Source organism: Roseateles flavus (assembly GCF_039872765.1).
GTDB classification, from domain to species: domain Bacteria; phylum Pseudomonadota; class Gammaproteobacteria; order Burkholderiales; family Burkholderiaceae_C; genus Roseateles_B; species Roseateles_B flavus.
This window is the reverse complement of record NZ_JBDPZC010000001.1, coordinates 617,407-636,689: the sequence shown is the minus strand read 5'-3', so window position 1 is coordinate 636,689 and position 19,283 is coordinate 617,407. Positions and strand designations below refer to the sequence as shown.

Below are 19,283 nucleotides of genomic sequence, written 5' to 3'. Positions count from 1 at the left end.
TCGTTGACGGAGCCGTTGCCGTCACTGCATCACTGCATCACTGCATCACTGCACGACCTGCGCGAGCTCGCCGCGCGCATAGGCCTCGGCCACCTGCACCAGGCTCAGGGGCTTGATCTTCGCGGCCTGGCCTTCGCAGCCGAACTCCAGATAGCGGGCCTTGCAGACCAGCTTGGCGGCCTCGCGGGCGGGCTTGAGCCATTCGCGGGCGTCGAACTTGTCCGGGTTCTCGAACAGGAACTTGCGCACCGCGCCGGTCATGGCCAGGCGGATGTCGGTGTCGATGTTGATCTTGCGCACGCCGTGCTTGATGGCTTCCTGGATTTCCTCGACGGGCACGCCGTAGGTTTCCTTCATCTTGCCGCCGTACTGGTTGATGATGGCCAGCAGCTCGGCAGGCACCGAGGACGAGCCGTGCATCACCAGGTGGGTGTTGGGAATGCGCTTGTGGATTTCCTTGACGCGGCTGATGGCCAGGATGTCGCCGGTGGGCTTGCGCGAGAACTTGTAGGCGCCGTGGCTGGTGCCGATGGCGATGGCCAGGGCGTCCAGCTGGGTGGCCTTCACGAAGGTGGCGGCCTCTTCGGGGTCGGTCAGCATCTGGCTGTGGTCCAGCTTGCCGGCGGCGCCGATGCCGTCTTCCTCACCGGCATCACCGGTTTCCAGGTTGCCCAGGCAGCCCAGCTCGCCTTCCACGGTCACGCCGACCTTGTGGGCCATCTCGACGACCTTGCGGGTGACGTCCACGTTGTAGTCGAAGGACGAGGGCGTCTTGCCGTCTTCCATCAGCGAGCCGTCCATCATCACCGAGCCGAAGCCCAGGTCGATGGCGCCGGCGCAGACCTTGGGGCTGGTGCCGTGGTCCTGGTGCATCACCAGGGGGATGTGCGGGTAGGCTTCGACGGCAGCCTGGATCAGGTGCTTGATGAAGCTTTCGCCGGCGTACTTGCGGGCACCGGCGCTGGCCTGCAGGATCACCGGGGCGCCGACCTCGTCAGCCGCGGCCATCACGGCCTGCACCTGCTCCAGGTTGTTGACGTTGAAGGCCGGGATGCCGTAGCCGTGCTCGGCGGCATGGTCCAACAGCTGGCGCATGGAAACGAGGGCCATGATGAGACTCCGAGGAAGTGAAAGATCCTGAGGACGCGGCCGGGGCGCGACTCGCAGGGGCCGCCCCTGCAGTCTGCGCCGTAACCGCGCCGTAACTGCCCGGGATTCTAGCGGCGGGGGCCTGCAAACCGGCGTCCCGCTCCGGCAAGCCGGGCACCCGCCCCCGCGATTCGGGTGCAGCCGGCCCGGGTTGGGTCGCTTGCGAGCGGACGAGGCTGCGGCTAGTCTCGCAACTGGTCCGCCACTGGTGTGTTGCGCCCACCCCAAGCGTCGGGCTGGACCGCCTTCCCCGTCCTGTTGCGCCGCTGCCCGGCCGGCGCTTGCGGCGACACTGGCAGCCCTCTCATGGAGCGTTCATGACCCGTCTGTCCATCGACCACCTGACGCTGTGGATCACCGCTGCCGCCCGGGAGCATGCGCTGGACCTGCCCGCGCATGTGGAAGAGCGCACGGGCGCCAGCCACCGCGCCGTGCTGTCGGCCCTGCGCCGCCTGGTCGACGCGCAATGGCTCACGCGCGAGGGCAGCACCCGCCGGCCGGTCTACGGCCCTGGCGTGCTGCGCCAGGTCGTGCGCACCTACAGCCTGCACGGCCTTCAGGAAGACCTGCCCTGGCAGCGCGACTTCGCCCCCAACTTCGCCTTGCCCAGGCATGTCGCCCGCATGGTGCAGCACGGCTTCACGGAGCTGGTCAACAACGCGGTGGACCACAGCGGCGGCGCCAGCGTGACGGTCTCGCTGCGCCAGACGCCCAGCCACGTGCAGCTGCTGGTCTCGGACGATGGCTGCGGCGTGTTCAACCGCATCTGCGAGTCCTTCGACATCACCGACCCTCAGCACGCGATGCTGGAGCTGTCCAAGGGCCGCCTGACCAGCCAGCCGCAGATGCACACCGGCCGCGGGCTCTTCTTCAGCTCGCAGTTGGCCGATGTCTTCGACATCCACGCCAATGGCACGGCCTTCCAGCGCCGTGCCTGGGAGTCCACCGGCTGGCAGCCCGGCCGGCCGCTGCCGCGCCAGGGCAGCTCCATCTACATGTCCATCGCGCTGGACAGCACCCGCACCCTGGACCAGGTCCTGGAGGCCTGGAGCACCGACGGCACGGGCATCGAGTTCGACCAGACCAAGATCTACCTGCGCCTGGTGGCCGGCCCGGGCCAGGCCCTGGACTCACGCGCTCAGGCCCGGCGCGTGGCCGCCCGGCTGCCGCAGTTCAAGCGCGCCGAGGTGAGCTTCGAGGGCGTGGAGGACGTCGGGCATGGCTTCACGGACGAACTCTTCCGCGTCTTCGCCCGGGCCCATCAGGAAGTGGAGCTGGTGCCCACGCACATGACGCCGCGCATCGAGGCACTGGTGCGCAGCGCGCAGAAGTCCTGAGCCCGAGGCCTCAGAGTTCGCTGTCGACCAGGGCCTGGATGGCCTGGTGCTGACGGCGAAGGGCCGCATTGAGCTGAGGCAGGTAGCGCAGCAGCGGGCTGCCCAGGGCGCAGGCCACGTGCACGGGCTCGGTGACCAGGGGCACGGCGCCCACCTCGATGAGGGCCGAATAGCCGGCCGCGCTGCGCAGCCGGCGCTCCAGCAGCCAGGGGTCGGCGCTGCGATGGCTCATCAGCACCACGTCGCAGCGCTGGGCGGCGAGCATGCGCAGCCGGGTCATGGGGTCGCCGTCGGCGTACTCGACCTGGAAGTCCTGGCCCTTGGCCGCATCCACGGCCGCCCCATAGCTCATGGAACGAGCCAGGCAGACGGTCAGCCCGTGCAGGTCCTCGACGCTGCGCAGCCGCAGGCCGCGGTCCCGCCGCAGGACGGGCCAGACGCGTGAGCTGAACAGGGGGTCGCTGAAGGCCATCACCGTTTCACGGGCAGGCGTTCGCCCGAGGCCGAAGGCCAGGCTCTGCCCGCGTTCCGCAAGCGCCAGCACGCGGCCCATGGGGGCGAACTGCAGGTCCCAGATCCAGCCCGCGCCCTGCTCCAGCAGCTGCAGCAGGGGCATCACGAAGGCGCGGTTCACATGCTCGCCGACAGCCAGCGGCACGCGGGGCACGGCGGCCGTTGCCTCACGGGCGCCCAGGCCCAGGCCCGTCAGGACGCCCAGGAGGTGGCGCCGCTGCAGGTCTGGAAGCCGGGCTTCCTGGAGATCATTCATGCCTGGTGCGCCCCGACCGGACGGGATGCCGGTCTGCTGCCTTCAAGCATAGTGCGGCGAAGGGCGGCCCCGCATCGGGCCCTGCCCTGCGTCCTGCGCTTACTCGACGCGGCAGACCTTCAGCATGTTGGTGCCACCGGGATAGCCCATGGGCTCGCCGCAGGTGATGGCATAGGTGTCGCCGGGCATCAGCACGCCGCGCTCGACCAGCAGCTGCTCGGCCGCCTTCAGGGCCACGTCGCGGTCCTCGTACTTGGGCATCAGCAGCGGGCGCACATTGCGGTAGAGCGTCATCTTGCGCTGCGACTGCGGCGTGGTGGTCAGGCCGAAGATGGGCACGTGGATGCGATGGCGGCTCATCCACAGCGCGGTGGAGCCGGACTCGGTCAACGCCAGGATGGCCTTGCAGCCGAGGTGGTGCGCCGTGAACAGCGCGCCCATGGCGATGGCCTGGTCGATGCGGCCGAACTGGCGGTTGGTGAAGTCGGTGTCGATAGTGACGAACTCGGCGATCTCGGCCTCCAGCGCGATGGCCGCCATCTGCTCGATGGTCTCCACGGGGAACTTGCCGGCGGCGGTCTCGGCGGAGAGCATCACGGCGTCGGTGCCGTCCAGCACCGCATTGGCCACGTCAGACACCTCGGCGCGCGTGGGCACCGGATTGACGATCATGGACTCCATCATCTGGGTCGCGGTGATGGCCACCTTGTCCAGCTCGCGGGCCATGCGGATCATGCGTTTCTGCAGGGCCGGCACGGCGGCGTTGCCCACTTCCACGGCCAGGTCGCCGCGGGCCACCATGATGCCGTCGGAGGCCTTCAGGATGGCCTCGAGGTGCGGGATGGCCTCGCTGCGCTCGATCTTGGCGATCATGCCGGGCTTGTGGCGCCAGGGTTCACCGGCCACGTTGGCCAGCTGGCGGGCCATCTCCATGTCGGTCGCGTTCTTGGGGAAGCTCACGGCCAGGTATTCGCACTGGAAGGACATGGCGGTCTTGATGTCCTCCATGTCCTTGGCGGTCAGGGCCGGGGCGGTGAGCCCCCCCCCCTGCTTGTTGATGCCCTTGTTGTTGGACAGCTCGCCGCCCAGCTTGACGATGGTGTGCACCTGCGCGCCGCGCACGGCCTCGACGGTCAGCACCAGCAGGCCGTCGTTGAGCAGCAGGGTGTCGCCGGGCTTCACGTCGCGGGGCAGCTCCTTGTAGTCCAGGCCCACGATCTCTTCGTTGCCCAGCTCGGTGCGATTGGCATCGAGGATGAAGCGGGTGCCGTTGACCAGCTCGATCTTGCCGTTCTCGAACTTGCCGACGCGGATCTTGGGGCCCTGCAGGTCGGCCATGATGGCCACCTCCTTGCCCACCGCCGCCGCCGCCTCGCGCACCATGCGGGCACGGTCGATGTGGTCCTGCGCCTTGCCATGCGAGAAGTTCAGCCGCACCACGTCCACCCCCGCCCGGATCATGCGCTCCAGCACCTCGGGGGTGGAGGAAGCGGGACCGAGGGTGGCAACGATCTTGGTGGCGCGGGTCATGGGCAGCTCGCTGAAATTAAGTTACAGGAAACGATTATGTGCCGCATTTAGAGCGGGAAGTCGATTTCATGAGGTTACCAAGAGGGGCGCGGCGAGGGGGCGTCGTCCTTCAGGGAAACGAGACGGCGCCGGACATGCAAACCGCTCACCTCACCGCAACACGCAACCCGCAACACGACGACCGAGCATCGCCAGGCTGCGAGGCACGGGATTGATCCGTGTCCTGGCTCCCCCCCATGAGGCCGGCCTCCCCAAAAAAAGAAACCCGCCGGTGCAACTCGGCGGGTTTCGTTCAGAGCGACGCCTGCGGATCCGGCTCTGCCGGGCCGTCAGGCGTGCCCTCTTGAGGGGGCCGGCGAAGCCGGCAGGGGGTGGTCATCGACCAGCACGAACCTCGGCCACGGCCAAAGCGGTCATGTTGACGATGCGGCGAACCGTCGCTGAAGGCGTCAGGATGTGCACCGGCTTGGCCGCGCCGAGCAGCATGGGCCCGACGGTGACGCCCTGCCCGCTGGTGATCTTCAGCACGTTGAAGAGGATGTTGGCCGAGTCCAGGCTGGGCAGCACCAGCAGATTGGCCGCGCCCTTGAGCGTGCTGTCCGGCAGGAAGGTGGCGCGCACCGATTCGCTGAGCGCCGCGTCGCCATGCATCTCGCCATCGCATTCCACGTCAGGGGCATGCTGCACGAAGAGCTCCCGCGCACGACGCATCTTCTGGGCCGAGGCGCGCTTGCTGGAGCCGAACATCGAGTGCGAGAGGAAGGCCACCTTGGGCGGCAAGCCGAAGCGGCGCATCTCCTCGGCGGCCATGGCGGCGATCTCGGCCAGCTGCTCGGCCGTCGGGTCCTCGTTGACGAAGGTGTCGGTGATGAAGAGCGTGTGCTGCTCCAGCATCAGCGCGTTGAGCGTGGCGAAGTTCTGCACGCCGGCCTTGAGCCCGATGAGGTCGGACACATGCTCCAGGTGGGAGTCGAAACGCCCCACCATGCCGCAGATCATCGCGTCGGCATCGCCCAGCTGGATGGCCAGCGCGCCGATGGTGGTGGCCGAGCGACGCACCGCGGCCTTGGCCATCTCGGGCGTCACGCCGCGGCGGCCCATGACCTGGTGGTAGCGTTCCCAGTAGTGGCGGAAGCGGGCGTCGTTGTCGGGGTCGATGACCTGGACGTCCTCGCCCAGCTTCATGCGCAGGCCGGCGCGCTGGAGGCGCATCTGAATGACCTCGGGGCGGCCGATCAGGGTCGGGCGGGTGAGCTTCTCGTCGAGGGCCACCTGCACGGCGCGCAGCACGCGCTCGTCCTCGCCCTCGGCGTAGATCACGCGGGCCTGGCCCTCCTGGTACTCGGCCTTGGCGGCGGCGAAGACCGGGCGCATGAACATGCCGGTCTGGTAGACGAAGCGCGAGAGCTGCTCGCGGTAGGCCGCGAGGTCCGCGATGGGCCGCGTGGCCACGCCCGACGCCGCGGCGGCCTCGGCCACGGCGGGCGCGATGCGCAGGATCAGGCGGGCGTCGAAGGGCTTGGGGATGAGGTAATCCGGGCCGAAGGCCAGCTCCTGGCCGGCGTAGGCCGCCGCCACCTCATCGCTCATCTCGGCCTTGGCCAGGGCCGCGATCTCGCGCACGCAGGCCAGCTTCATGGCCTCGGTGATCTTGGTCGCCCCGCAGTCCAGGGCGCCGCGGAAGATGTAGGGGAAGCACAGGACGTTGTTGACCTGGTTCGGGTAGTCCGAGCGGCCTGTGGCGATGATGCAGTCCGGGCGCACGGCCTTGGCCAGCTCGGGGCGGATCTCGGGCTCGGGGTTGGCCAGGGCCAGGATGATGGGCTTGTCGGCCATCGTCACGACCATGTCCTGCGTCAGCACGCCCGCGGCCGAGCAGCCCAGGAAGACGTCCGCACCGGCCACCACGTCGGCCAGCGTGCGGGCGCTCGTGACCTGGCAGTAGCGCTGCTTGGATTCATCGAGCTTGCCCGCCAGCGCATCGGCACGCTCGCTCTGGATCAGGCCCTTGGAATCGCAGACGAAGACGTTCTCGCGCTTCACGCCCAGGCCCACCATCACGTCCAGGCAGGCGATGGCCGCGGCGCCTGCGCCGGAGACGGCCAGCTTCACCTGCCCAATGTCCTTGCTCACCAGCTCCAGGCCGTTGAGCAGGGCGGCGCTGCTGATGATGGCCGTGCCGTGCTGGTCGTCGTGGAAGACGGGGATGTTCATGCGCTCCGACAGCTTCTTCTCGATGTAGAAGCACTCGGGCGCCTTGATGTCCTCGAGGTTCACGCCGCCCAGCGTGGGTTCCATCGCGGCGATGATGTCCACCAGCTTGTCGGGGTCGCGCTCGGCCAACTCGATGTCAAAGACGTCGACGCCCGCGAATTTCTTGAAGAGGCAGCCCTTGCCTTCCATCACGGGCTTGCCAGCCAGGGGGCCGATGTCCCCGAGGCCCAGCACGGCCGTGCCATTGGTGATCACGCCCACGAGGTTGGCGCGCGAGGTGTACTCCGCAGCGAGGCTGGGGTCCTCCTCGATGGCCAGGCAGGCATAGGCCACGCCAGGCGAGTAGGCCAGCGAGAGGTCGCGCTGGTTGGACAGGGCCTTGGTGGGCGTGACGGCGATCTTGCCGCGGGTCGGTGCGCGGTGGTATTCCAGCGCGGCGTCGCGCAGGGCGCGCTCGGCGGGCGACAAGGGCTCTTTCTCAGCCATCCGGGGTCTCCTCTTGTAGCTGTATGGACTGCAGGGCCGGCCAGCTTACTCCCGGGTACATGGCGGTTTCATGCCCCGCTGATGCCGAGTCCTTTGCCCCTCATGCACAAATCGCAAACACCGGCCTGGTGGCCTTCGCGACAAGGCAAGCGAGCTTCCGCCAAGTAGCGGCCTGGGCAAAGAAAAAGCCCGGACGAGCCGGGCTTTCCAGGGAGCGGGCGGGGCGATCAGCCCTGGGCGCGCTTGGCCAGGATCTCGAAGGCCGGCAGCGTCTTGCCCTCCAGCACCTCCAGGAAAGCGCCGCCGCCGGTGGAGATGTAGCCCACGTCCTTCTCGATGCCGTACTTGGCGATCGCGGCCAGGGTGTCGCCACCGCCGGCAATGCTGAAGGCACTGCTCTCGGCGATGGCGCGGGCGATGGTCTCGGTGCCGTGGGCGAAGGCGTCGAACTCGAACACGCCCACCGGGCCGTTCCACACGATGGTGCCGGCGGCCTTGAGCTGCTCGGCCAGGATGGCGGCCGTCTTGGGGCCGATGTCCAGGATGAGGTCGTCGTCGGCCACGTCGGTGGCGGCCTTGACGGTGGCCGGGGCGTCGGCGGCGAAGGTCTTGGCGGTCACCACGTCCACGGGGATGGGCACGGCGGCGCCACGGGCCTTCATGGACTCGATCACGGCGGTGGCCTCGCCCACCAGATCCGGCTCGGCCAGCGACTTGCCGATCTTCAGGCCGGCGGCCAGCATGAAGGTGTTGGCGATGCCGCCACCCACCACGAGGCCGTCGACGTTCTTCGACAGCGACTGCAGGATGGTCAGCTTGGTCGAGACCTTGGAGCCGGCCACGATGGCGACCAGCGGGCGCTTCGGGGCGGCCAGGGCCTTGGTGATGGCGTCGATCTCGGCGGCCAGCAGCGGGCCGGCGCAGGCGATCTTGGCGAACTGCGCAATGCCGTAGGTCGTGCCCTCGGCGCGGTGGGCGGTGCCGAAGGCGTCATTCACGTAGATGTCGCACAGGGCGGCCATCTTCTTCGCCAGCTCTTCGTTGTTCTTCTTCTCGCCCTTGTTGACGCGGCAGTTCTCCAGCAGCACCAGCTGGCCGGGGGCGACGCTCACGCCGTCCACCCAGTTGGCCACGAGGGGCACGTCACGGCCCATCAGCTCGCCCATGCGCTTGGCGATGGGGGCCAGGGAGTCCGCGGGCTTGAACTCGCCCTCGGTGGGACGGCCCAGGTGGGAGGTGACCATCACGGCAGCGCCGGCCTTGAGGGCCATCTCGATGGCAGGAATGGAGGCGCGGATGCGGGTGTCTTCCGTGATGTTGCCAGCATCGTCCTGGGGGACGTTCAGGTCGGCACGGATAAAGACACGCTGGCCAGCGACCTTGCCGGCGGCCACGAGGTCGGAAAAACGCAGGACGTTCATGAGTCTCTCGGAGTTTGTGTGGAATTCGGGGGCTGCCGCGGCAGCGCAAGCCCTCTAGCTTACCAAGCCGCTCCGGCGCCGCCTTGCCGTACCGCCCACGTACCCGAGGACAAGGCGCTTACCAGCCCAGGCCGATGCGCAGGGCCAGCATCACCGCCGTGCCGCTGAGAATCGTGCCCAGGATGCCGCGCTTCCAGAAGAAATAGGCCGTGCCGACGGCCGCCGCGTAGAGGCGCGCGTCCCGCCAGGTGTGCAGGAGCTGGCCGTCCTGTGTCATCACGATCTGCGGCAGCACCACGGCGGCCAGGGCGGCCAGCGGTGCATAGCGCAGGCCCTGCTTGGCCCAGTCGGGCATGGGCACCTCGCGCTTGGGGATCATGAAGAAGCTGCGGGTCAGCACGGTGATCAGCGCCAGGCCGAGGATGGCCAGGGCGGTCATCCAGTCACTCATCGGACTGCTCATTTGACGGCCTCCTCGGGCTTCTTGGTGTCGGGCATCCAGTGGTCCAGCAGCAGGCCCATGGCTACCGCCGCCGCGATGGCCACCACGATGTTGAGCTTCAGCGGCAGCGCATAGCTGGCCACCGCCGCGCAGCCGGCCATGGCGGCGGAGATCCAGCTCTTGCGGTCCGACAGCAGCGAATAGGTCAGGCCCAGCAGCGCCAGCACGCCGGCAAAGCCCAGGCCCCATTCGGTGGGCACACGGTCGGCCAGCAGGATGCCGGCGATGGACGGAACCTGCCACGCGCACCAGTTCAGCGCCACGCCGCCCCAGAAATAGGCCAGGGCGGGATCGTCGGCCGGCTTGGGATCGGGGTAGCGGCGCATGAAGGCCACGTAGTTCAGGTCGGCCGCGAAATAGCCGGTGAACAGCCGCCAGCGCAGTGGCAGGTGGCCCAGGTAGAAGCGCCACTGCGCACTGAAGATCACAAAGCGCAGGTTCACGCAGAAGGCTGTGGCCCACAACACCCACAGCGGCGCCCCCGCGGCCAGCAGGGGCAGCGCGGCCAGCTGCGAGCTGCCGGCGAAGACCGTCAGGCTCATCATCAGGGCCAGCGGAAGCGACAGGCCGCTCTTGATCATGGCCACGCCGGTGACCAGGCCCCAGGCCGAGATGCCCAGGGTGATGCCCAGCATGTCGCGGGCGCCCTGGCCGAATTCAGGATGGCGCCGCAACGCCGACAAGGTACTGCTCATGTGCGCATTGTCGCCAGCCGGCTATCACGGCGCTGGCGCTGGGGCATCGCAAGCCCGCAGTGCGCCCTTCTCTGCAGCAGAAGGCTACTGGGCGGCGGGCTGGTATTCCGGTACCAGCAGGCGCAGCCGGGCAATGGCCTCCTCGGGGTCGCCGGCCCGGCAAGCCTCACGCAACTGGGCCAGCAGCGTTTCCAGCACGGCGGGCTCAAGCAGGCGCTCATGGGCACACAGGATGCGCGGATGGGCGCTGGGGGTGACGCCGTCGCCGATCAGCAGCTCCTCGTAGAGCTTCTCGCCCGGGCGCAAGCCCACGAACTCGATGGCGATGTCGCCGTCCGGCTGACGCTCGGTGCGCTCGGTGAGGCCGGACAGCCGGATCAGCGTGCGCGCCAGGTCCACGATGCGCACGGGCTCGCCCATGTCGAGCACGAAGACCTCGCCGCCCTTGGCCATGGCACCGGCCTGGATCACCAGCTGGGCCGCCTCCGGGATCAGCATGAAGTAGCGGATGATGTCCGGATGGGTGATGGTGATCGGTCCGCCATCCAGGATCTGGCGCTTGAACAGCGGCACCACGGAACCGGAGGAGCCCAGCACGTTGCCGAAGCGCACCATCGCGAAAGTGGTGCGATGGGAGGTCTCCAGGGCGGCAGCCTGAAAGATCAGCTCCGCCGCCCGCTTGGTGCTGCCCATGATGTTGGTGGGGCGCACGGCCTTGTCGGTGGACACCAGCACGCAGGTGGCCACGCCGGCCTGGGCCGCGCAGCGCGCCACGGCCTGCGAACCGAAGACGTTGTTGCTGATGCCGCGCAGCACATTGGCCTCCACCAGAGGCACGTGCTTGTAGGCGGCGGCGTGGTAGACGGTGTCGACCCGGTGCCGGCGCATCAGCTGCAGCAGCAGGTCCTCGTCCAGCACGCTGCCGAGCACAGCCTCCAGGGTCAGGTCTTGCGCCAGCGGGCGCAGCTCCTGCTCGATGCTGTAGAGCGCGAACTCGGAGTGGTCCAGCAGCACCAGCACGGCGGGGCGCTGGCTCATGATCTGCCGGCACAGCTCGCTGCCGATGGAGCCCCCGGCCCCCGTCACCAGCACGGCCTTGCCGCGGATGTTGCGGCTGAAGAGGCTGGCATCGGGCGGCACGGCCTCGCGGCCCAGCAGGTCCGGCAGCGCGACCTCGCGGATGTCGGACACGCGCACATCGCCCTGCACCAGGTCGACCAGCCCCGGCAGGGTCTTGACCGGCCGCCCCGTCCCTTCGGAGAGCTCGATGATGCGCCGGCGCACCGCAGGGGTCGCGGATGGAACGGCCACCACGATGAGGTCGACGGCCAGCTTGTCGGCCACGCTCTTCAGGCGCGCGGCGGGCAGCACGTCCAGGCCCGCCACTTTCTTGCCGTGCAGCGCAGCGTCATCGTCGACAAAGCCGACGGCGCGGTACTCGGGGCTGAACTGCATGCTCTGCGCGAGCTGGGCGCCGGCGGCGCCCGCGCCGTAGATGAGCGTGCGCACCAGGGGGCGACCATGGCGCTGCAGGGCGCCCCACAGGAGCGCCCGCGCCATGAAGCGCGAGATCAGCACATAGGCGAAGGTGATGAACCAGAAGATCAGCATGGACGAGCGCGGCAGCATGCGCAGATCGGCCAGCTGGGCCAGGCTGTACACGAGCAGGACCTCCACCGCCAGGGCCGCGCTGCAGCGGGCGATCACGCGAAGGTCCAGATAGCGCACGACGGAGCGGTACAGCCCCGCCGCGGCCAGCACCGGGATCGCAAGCCAGGCGAAGAGGATCTGCGCCGGCAGGGCGGTCTGCAGGGCCTCGTCCAGGGTGCCCAGGCGCAGCACCACCGAGGTGAACATGCACAGCGGCAGGAAGAGCGCATCGCCAGCTACCAGCAGCGCGGTCTTGGCCCACGGCGGCAGGCCCACCAGACGCCCCAGGCCCCGTGCCTCACTCCCTGCTGCCTTCCCCTGGCTGACCTGGCCCAAGCCGTTCCCCGTGTGACTGATGCTGCCGGGGCCTGGCTTCAGGCCCCGGGACTGGGCGTGATTCTAAGGAGCGCCGGCCACGCCACGCCCTCGAGGGGCGCCAGCAGCTGAAAGGGCCGGCACCCCCTGGGGGCCGGCCCTTTGCTCGATGGGAAGGAGGCGGGGCTGGCTCAGTTGTTGAGCTTGCGAACCTTGCCGCTGCCGGCAGTGGAGAGGCTCAGCTCCGGATTGCCCACATAGGCCACGTCGCCCGAGCCTGCAATCGAGACCTTGAGCTGCTTGCTGGCCGCCAGCATCACGTCGCCGCTGCCGGCGATGCTGACCTTGGCCTCCTCGGCTTGCAGCTCGCGCGCCTTGATGTCGCCGGTGCCCGCCACCGACACGCTGAGCGTGTTCGCGCTGCCGCTGGCGATGATGTCGCCGCTGCCCGAGATGCTCATGGCCATGCGCTCGCTCTTCACGCCGTTCAGCGTGATCTCGCCCGAGCCGCTGATGCTGGCCTTGAGCTCCTGCGTGTTCATCGAGTCCACCTTGATGTTGCCCGAGCCGGCGATGGACACCCCGCGCAGCGTGGGCATCTCGATCTCGATGACCGGCGTCTGCTTGCTGCTGATGTAGTAGCCGCGCTTGGTCTGGACCTCCAGGGTGCGGCCCCTGCCACTCTCGACCACGCGGGTCTCGATGTAGGGCAGCAGGTTGCGCTCGGCACGCAGTTCCAGCTTGTGGCTGCTGCCCTGACGGATCAGCACCTTGAAATCGCTCTCCAGGGCGACGGCCTCGTAGCCGCTGACGTCGCGGCGCTCGCTGGTCACCTCACCCTCGCCGGTGACACGCTCGCCGTGGCCCCACTTCCAGGACCAGGCCTGGGCAGCGCCCGTGCCGAGCAGGGCGGCGGCTCCGAGCAGGGAGGCGGCGAGGAAGCGGCGCTTGTTGCTGTTCATGGCGGGAATCCTTGTCTCATGCGTTGACGATGGACGCATGATGCAAATCCCGCGGAGGCCTGGCGAGCAGGCGATGACGAACTGCAGGAACTGCGGCACCAGATGCAAGCAGGCGGGCGCCATGCCACGGGCCGGATGCGGTGCAGGCCGGCCCGCCAGGCCGGCTGGGCGGTGCCTCAGTGGGAGGCCTTGGCGCCGGCCTTGTCGGCGGGCTTGTCGGTCTTTCCGGCCTTGTCGGAGGGCTTGTCGGCCGGCTTCTCGCCGCCCTTGTCCGCCGGCTTGGCCTCAGCGGCGGCCTCCTCGTCAGCGGGCTTGGCCGTGCCGGGCCGGGGCACCACGGGGGCGATGCCTTCCAGCTTGTTCTCCCGCATGTACTCGTCCATCTCCTTCCAGCCCGCGAAGACGGCGGCCTTCTGGGCCTTGGGATTGAGCGTGTAGCAGTCCTCGATGGCACGCTGCGCGTGGCGGCAGGCGCTGCCCACGGCCTTGCCCTCGGCCTCCTTGGCAGCGGCCAGCTTGACCGGATCGTCGATGCCCAGCCACTCGCAGCCGGCCAGCGGCAGGAGCAGCAGGCCGACGGCCAGGCGCCACCGCAGGGGGGAAGAAATGCGCGTCATGCCAGGCATATCGGCCGGTCGGCTGCAGTCTTGAGTCAGCGCTGGCGCGCCAGCTCCATCAGGCGCGCAATGCGCTCCTCGGTGGGCGGATGGGTGGAGAACAGGCTCTTGATGCCGCTGCCGGAGAGCGGGTTCATGATCATCATCTGCGCCGTCTCGGGGTGGCGCTCGGCGGCCTCCAGCGGCATGCCCTGGGCGTAACGGTGGATCTTGTCCAGCGCCGAAGCCAGGGCTGCGGGGTCGCCGGAGATTTCGGCACCGCCACGGTCGGCCTCGAACTCGCGGGCGCGGCTGATGGCCATCTGGATCAGGCTGGCCGCGATGGGCGCCAGGATCATCACGATGAGGCCGACCAGCGGATTGGTCTGGCGCCCCTCGCTGTCACGCCCGCCGAACAGCATGGCGAAGTTGCCCAGCATGCCGATGGCACCGGCCATGGTGGCGCTGATGGTGGAAATGAGGATGTCCCGGTGCTGCACATGGGCCAGCTCGTGGGCCATCACGCCGCGCAGCTCGCGCTCCGAGAGCACGCGCAGGATGCCCGTGGTTGCGGCCACGGCCGCATGCTCGGGGTTGCGGCCCGTGGCGAAGGCGTTGGGGGCATCTTCCTCGATCAGGTAGACGCGCGGCATGGGCAGTCCGGCCCGCTGAGCCAGTTCGCGCACCATGCGGTAGAACTGCGGCGCGCTGCTCTCATCGACCTCCTGCGCGTTGTACATGCGCAGGACCATCTTGTCCGAGAACCAGTAGCTGAAGAAGTTCATGCCCAGCGCGATCACCAGGGCCAGCAGCATGCCCTGGCGCCCGCCCAGCACCGAGCCGATCGCCATGAACAGCGCGGTGATGGCGGCCATCAGGATGGCTGTCTTCATCATGTTGAACATCGCTCACTCCTTGGACAAGGCACACACAGGCCGCCGCCACGCGGGGCCGCTACCAATCAGTTGGGGCTGCCCACCGCGGGTTTCAAGACCGTGCCGACGCCCACAGGCCGGGACTGCAGAAAAGCCGCCGCCGGCAGGCGCTTGCCCCCGGCACGTTGCAGCTCCGTCAGGCGCAGCGCGCCTTCGCCACAGGCCACCAGCAGGCCGGCAGCATCGGCCGCCAGCACCTCGCCGGGCTGGCCCCGCCCTTCGGCCAGGCGCGACTTCCAGATCTTGAGTGGCTCGCCCTCCAGCTGGCTGAGCCCGCCGGGGAAGGGGTCGAAGGCCCGCAGGCGCCGCTCGATGGCGGCGGCCGGCAGGGTCCAGTCGATCTCGCTCTCGGCCTTGTCGATCTTGTGGGCATAGCAGACGCCCGCCTCCGGCTGTCGCTCGGGATGGAATCCGCCGCAGGCCGCCAACTCCAGCGCCTCGACGATCAGCCGGCCGCCCAGGACCGCCAGCTTGTCATGCAGGGTGGCGGTGGTGTCGTCGGCCGCAATGGGCAGGCGCTCGATCAGGAGCATGTCGCCGGTATCCAGGCCGGCATCCATCTGCATGATGGTGATGCCCGTCTCGGCGTCACCGGCCTCAATGGCTCGGTGGATCGGCGCCGCGCCGCGCCAGCGGGGCAGCAGCGAGGCGTGGATGTTGAGGCAGCCCAGGCGCGGCAGGTCCAGCACCCACTGGGGCAGGATCAGGCCGTAGGCCGCCACCACCAGGAGGTCGGGCTTCGCGGCCAGCAGGGCCTCGCGCGACGCGGCGGCCTCGTCCGGGTACTTGCCGTCCAGGCGCAGGCTCATCGGCTGGCTCAGGGCCAGGCCGTGCTGCTGGGCCAGCTGCTTGACGGGCGAGGCCTGCAGCTTCATGCCCCGCCCGGCCGGGCGGTCCGGCTGGGTCAGCACCAGGGGCACCTCGAAGCCGGCCTGCAGCAGGGCCTGCAGCGCGACGGCGGCGAATTCCGGCGTACCGGCGAAGGCAACGCGCAGTCCCATCAGCGACGCTGCTGGTCTTCGCGGGCCTTCTTGGCCAGCTTGGTCTTGATGCGATCGCGCTTGAGCGAGCTGAGGTACTCGACGAAGACCTTGCCCTTGAGGTGGTCCAGCTCGTGCTGCACGCACACCGAGAGCAGGCCCTCGGCCTCGAACTCGTAGGGCTGGCCATCTCGGCCCAGGGCCCGGACCTTCACCCGCTCATGGCGGGCCACCTTGTCATAGACGGTCGGGACGCTGAGGCAGCCTTCCTCGCCGTCGCGCAGGGCGCCACCGGTCTCGATGATCTCGGGGTTGATCAGCACGCGGGGCTCGTTGCGCTCCTCCGAGGTGTCGATCACCACCACGCGCTCGTGCACGTCCACCTGGGTCGCTGCCAGGCCCACGCCCTCGGCGGCATACATGGTCTCAAGCATGTCGTCCACCAGCTGGCGGATACGATCGTCCACAAGGGCCACCGGCTGGGCCACAGTATGCAGTCGCGGGTCGGGGTAACGCAGGATATTCAGTTTGGCCATCTCGGGGTTCCAATGCCGTGCTGTGGACAATGCACAACGCGGCTTTGTAAGTGCCTGCAAGAGCAAGGACGCTCCGGCGGGAATCATTGCAACACCCACCCTCTTTGGGGGCAGAATCATCGCAAGCTGAGGGGATTTTCGCCGATCTGCTGCAGGACTTCAGCGTCCGGGTCGATCGCCCTTCGAGCCGGCGCCCTTCCCAGGCACTCTCTCAGGCATCACTGACAGGCAAATAAATGGCGGCTCCGGCGCCTCGCAAGACGGCCCGGCACACCGCAGGAGAACGACCGATGACTTCATGGCCCATGCTGCGCCCCGCCCCTCTCGCCACCGCCCTCTGGGCTGCGGCCGCCCTCGTCGGCGCAACGCCAGCACTGGCCACCGATTTCCCGGTCACCCAGTCCCAGCGGGACACGGCACAGAAAGTGGCACAGGCGGGCGTCCCCCTGTCCGAGCTGGCACCGGATGCCCCCGACAGCTACACCGTCAAGAAGGGTGACACGCTGTGGGCCATCTCCACCCTCTTCCTCAAGAGCCCCTGGCGCTGGCCTGAACTCTGGGGCATGAACCAGGACCAGATCAGCAACCCCCACCTGATCTACCCCGGCCAGCACCTGGTGCTGGTCAAGGTTGACGGCCGTGCCCGCCTCGAGCTCGCCCAGCAGGTCACCGGTCCGGACGGCACCGTCAAGCTCACGCCGCGCGCCCGCGTGCAGCAGCTCGGCGACGATGGCATCCCTGCCATCCCCATGAATCTGATCGAGCCCTTCCTCAACGAAGCCGTGGTGCTGGACAGCGACAGCCTCGCGGCCGCCCCCCGCGTGGCCGCCACCCAGGAAGGCCGCGCGCTGCTGAGCCGGGGCGATCTGGCCTATGTGCGCGGTTCGCTGCCCAATCAACAAGGCGACTACCGGGTGTTCCGCAGCGCCAAGCCGCTGCGCGATCCGGTCACCAAGGAAGTGCTGGGCTACGAGGCCGCCTATGTCGGCACGGTCGAGTTCCTGCGTCCGGGCTCCCCGGCCGCGGGCAAGACCCTGGAGGTGCCTGCCACCTTCCTGGTCAAGCAGGTGCGTCAGGAAGTCAACACCGGCGACCGCCTGGCACCCGTGCCGCCGCGCAGCTTCGGCAGCTTCGTGCCGCATGCCCCGAACCGGGCGTTCGATGGCCGGGTCATCGCCGTCTACGGCGAGGCCGTGAACGCGGGCAAGAACCAGATCGTCTCGATCAACAAGGGATCGCAGGATGGCATGGAGCGGGGCCATGTGCTGGCCCTGTGGCGGACCGGCCAGGAAGTCCGCGACACCACGACGCCCCAAGGCCGCCCGGAGGCCATTCGCCTGCCGGACGAGCAGCATGGCAAGCTGCTGGTCTTCCAGACCTTCCGCCGCGTGTCCTATGCCCTGATCCTCTCGGTGCAGCAGCCCGCCAGCGCCGGCGACCGCTTCAGCCAGCCCTGAGGCCGCGCGTCCAGGCCCCAAGGCCTCCCGGCATGCCTTCACCTCTTCGCGACCCCGGTGAGCTGTCGGCCTGGCTGCGCCTGGTGGAGACGCCCGGCCTGGGCCGCTCCTCCCTGCGGCGCCTGCTGACAGCCTTCGGCGAGCCCCGCACCCTCTTCGAACGTCCGCCGGCCGAGTGGGCCCGTGTGGTGGGCCCGCAAGGGGCCCAGGCCCTCGGTCGCCCTCCCGAGCAGCTGGAAATGCTGCTGGAGCGCACCCGCCAATGGCTCAAGGAAGACCGGCGCCGCAGCCTGCTGCTGCTGGGCGACCCCGACTACCCGCAGGCCCTGCTCGAGACCGCCGACCCGCCGCTGCTGATGTACCTCTGGGGTCAGCGCGAGCTCCTGCGCCGCCCCATGCTGGCCATCGTCGGCAGCCGCAACGCCACGCCCCAGGGCCTGGACCACGCCCTCACCTTCGCTCGCAGCTTCAGCGAAAGCGGCTATTGCGTGGTGTCAGGCCTGGCCCTGGGCATCGACGCGGCGGCCCATGAGGGCGCACTCTCGGCCGCAGGCGGCACGCTGGCGGTGCTGGGGACCGGGCTCAACGAGCTCTATCCCCGCCGCAATGCCGGCCTGGCCATGCGCATCGTGGAGCACGGCCTCCTGATGAGCGAATACGCCCTGGACACCCCCGCCCTGGCACCGCACTTCCCCGTGCGCAACCGCATCATTGCCGGACTCTCGGAAGGCTGCCTGGTGGTCGAGGCAGCCCTGCAGAGCGGCTCGCTGATCACGGCACGCCTGGCCGGCGAGGCCGGGCGCGAGGTGTTCGCCATCCCCGGATCCATCCACTCGCCCTTGAGCCGCGGCTGCCATGCGCTCATCCGTCAGGGCGCCAAGCTGGTCGAATCGGCCGGAGACGTCATCGAGGAACTGCCCCGGCACAGCAGCATGCCTCGCGACGACACCCCTGCGGACGCCGCCCTGCCCGAGCTTGCCGGAGCCGGCGAGCACCAGCGCCTGCTCGCCGCCATGTCGCTGGAGCCTGTCAGCCTGGATGCGCTGCAGGCCCGGGGAGGCTGGCCCACGGAGCAGCTCCAGGCCTTGCTACTGGACCTGGAACTGGATGGTCTGGTGGCCCGGCTCCCCGGCGGCCTGCTGCAACGCCGGATGCGCGGCTGACCCCCGCTTTCCCGCCCGGCAGCCCGGTAAAAGCCCTGCCCGGCCCCGCCGTTTCCGCGCATCGGTGCCGCGAGCGGCTGGGGTATAGTCAGTCCATGTTTGACGTCCTCGTCTATCTCTATGAGACCTACTGGCGGCCGGATGCCTGTCCGGATCACGCCCAGCTGACACGCAAACTGTCAGCCGTAGGCTTCGAGACGGACGAAATCCAGGAAGCCCTCTCCTGGCTGGATGGCCTGGCGGTGGCCGCGCAGTCTCACCATGGCGAGCAAGGCGCGCTGAGCCTGCGCATCTACTCCAAGGACGAACTCGAGCACCTGGGGGAGGCCTCCGTGGGCTTCATCAGCTTCCTGGAATCGGCCGGCGTGCTGCCTCCGCCCATGCGCGAGATGGTGGTCGATCGAGCCATGGCCATCCCCGGCGCACCGCTGGACCTGGAAGACCTCAAGATCATCGTGCTGATGGTGTTCTGGAGCCTGGGTGAAGAGCCGGACGCCCTGATCCTGGACGAGCTTTTCGTCGCCCCCGAGGATCGCCTGATCCACTGAGGCTGCCCGCGCCGGGCTCGCCAGCCGTTCGCCGCAAG

At 68.9% G+C, this 19,283-nt stretch carries 17 protein-coding genes; 4 read left to right on the top strand and 13 right to left on the bottom strand.

Annotated features, from left to right (window positions below; genetic code table 11):
* Positions 1-45: 45 nt before the first annotated feature.
* On the bottom strand, positions 46-1,110 hold the full coding sequence (gene fba / locus ABDJ40_RS02870; RefSeq protein ID WP_269631957.1) for a class II fructose-bisphosphate aldolase: 1,065 nt from the start codon (positions 1,108-1,110) through the stop codon (positions 46-48).
* Positions 1,111-1,466: 356 nt separating this feature from the next.
* On the opposite strand from fba, the gene ABDJ40_RS02865 reads away from it, so the two are divergent.
* Positions 1,467-2,486, top strand: a complete 1,020-nt coding sequence (locus tag ABDJ40_RS02865; protein ID WP_347605799.1) for an ATP-binding protein — start codon at positions 1,467-1,469, stop codon at positions 2,484-2,486.
* A gap of 10 nt (positions 2,487-2,496) precedes the next feature.
* Here ABDJ40_RS02865 and ABDJ40_RS02860 read toward each other — a convergent pair whose 3' ends face one another.
* The 12 genes from ABDJ40_RS02860 to def all read right to left on the bottom strand — a co-directional run bounded on the left by ABDJ40_RS02860 (position 2,497) and on the right by def (position 16,077).
* Positions 2,497-3,255 (bottom strand): substrate-binding periplasmic protein, encoded by a 759-nt coding sequence (locus tag ABDJ40_RS02860; protein ID WP_347605796.1) that lies wholly within the window; start codon positions 3,253-3,255, stop codon positions 2,497-2,499.
* A 99-nt stretch (positions 3,256-3,354) separates the two neighbouring features.
* Positions 3,355-4,785: a pyruvate kinase gene (gene pyk / locus ABDJ40_RS02855; RefSeq protein ID WP_347605793.1), complete on the bottom strand. Its 1,431-nt coding sequence runs from the start codon at positions 4,783-4,785 to the stop codon at positions 3,355-3,357.
* Between the two features lie 375 nt (positions 4,786-5,160).
* Entirely contained in the window at positions 5,161-7,485 is a 2,325-nt protein-coding gene (locus tag ABDJ40_RS02850; RefSeq protein ID WP_347605790.1) for an NADP-dependent malic enzyme, read from the bottom strand.
* A gap of 227 nt (positions 7,486-7,712) precedes the next feature.
* On the bottom strand, positions 7,713-8,906 hold the full coding sequence (locus ABDJ40_RS02845; protein WP_347605787.1) for a phosphoglycerate kinase: 1,194 nt from the start codon (positions 8,904-8,906) through the stop codon (positions 7,713-7,715).
* Positions 8,907-9,024: 118 nt separating this feature from the next.
* Positions 9,025-9,369: an AzlD domain-containing protein gene (locus ABDJ40_RS02840; RefSeq protein ID WP_347605784.1), complete on the bottom strand. Its 345-nt coding sequence runs from the start codon at positions 9,367-9,369 to the stop codon at positions 9,025-9,027.
* Positions 9,366-10,103, bottom strand: coding sequence for an AzlC family ABC transporter permease (locus ABDJ40_RS02835; protein ID WP_347605781.1), 738 nt, complete (start codon positions 10,101-10,103; stop codon positions 9,366-9,368). The genes ABDJ40_RS02840 and ABDJ40_RS02835 overlap by 4 nt, the downstream gene beginning before the upstream one ends.
* Positions 10,104-10,187: 84 nt before the next feature.
* Positions 10,188-12,029, bottom strand: a complete 1,842-nt coding sequence (locus ABDJ40_RS02830) for a polysaccharide biosynthesis protein (RefSeq protein ID WP_347605778.1) — start codon at positions 12,027-12,029, stop codon at positions 10,188-10,190.
* A gap of 230 nt (positions 12,030-12,259) precedes the next feature.
* Positions 12,260-13,030 (bottom strand): head GIN domain-containing protein, encoded by a 771-nt coding sequence (locus ABDJ40_RS02825; RefSeq protein WP_347605775.1) that lies wholly within the window; start codon positions 13,028-13,030, stop codon positions 12,260-12,262.
* A gap of 176 nt (positions 13,031-13,206) precedes the next feature.
* Positions 13,207-13,647 (bottom strand): hypothetical protein, encoded by a 441-nt coding sequence (locus ABDJ40_RS02820; RefSeq protein WP_269631966.1) that lies wholly within the window; start codon positions 13,645-13,647, stop codon positions 13,207-13,209.
* Positions 13,648-13,682: 35 nt separating this feature from the next.
* The gene (gene htpX, locus ABDJ40_RS02815; protein WP_347605771.1) at positions 13,683-14,531 is read right to left on the bottom strand and encodes a zinc metalloprotease HtpX; all 849 of its coding nucleotides are present in this window, start codon (positions 14,529-14,531) and stop codon (positions 13,683-13,685) included.
* Between the two features lie 56 nt (positions 14,532-14,587).
* Positions 14,588-15,556 (bottom strand): methionyl-tRNA formyltransferase, encoded by a 969-nt coding sequence (gene fmt / locus ABDJ40_RS02810; RefSeq protein WP_269632137.1) that lies wholly within the window; start codon positions 15,554-15,556, stop codon positions 14,588-14,590.
* A gap of 5 nt (positions 15,557-15,561) precedes the next feature.
* The gene (def, locus tag ABDJ40_RS02805) at positions 15,562-16,077 is read right to left on the bottom strand and encodes a peptide deformylase (RefSeq protein WP_347605768.1); all 516 of its coding nucleotides are present in this window, start codon (positions 16,075-16,077) and stop codon (positions 15,562-15,564) included.
* Positions 16,078-16,367: 290 nt separating this feature from the next.
* On the opposite strand from def, the gene ABDJ40_RS02800 reads away from it, so the two are divergent.
* The 3 genes from ABDJ40_RS02800 to ABDJ40_RS02790 all read left to right on the top strand — a co-directional run bounded on the left by ABDJ40_RS02800 (position 16,368) and on the right by ABDJ40_RS02790 (position 19,245).
* On the top strand, positions 16,368-17,534 hold the full coding sequence (locus ABDJ40_RS02800; protein ID WP_347605765.1) for a LysM peptidoglycan-binding domain-containing protein: 1,167 nt from the start codon (positions 16,368-16,370) through the stop codon (positions 17,532-17,534).
* A 32-nt stretch (positions 17,535-17,566) separates the two neighbouring features.
* A complete protein-coding gene (dprA, locus tag ABDJ40_RS02795; protein WP_347605762.1) occupies positions 17,567-18,697 on the top strand; it encodes a DNA-processing protein DprA in 1,131 nt (376 codons plus the stop codon).
* Positions 18,698-18,792: 95 nt separating this feature from the next.
* Entirely contained in the window at positions 18,793-19,245 is a 453-nt protein-coding gene (locus ABDJ40_RS02790; RefSeq protein WP_183104031.1) for a Smg family protein, read from the top strand.
* The last annotated feature ends 38 nt before the right edge of the window (positions 19,246-19,283 follow it).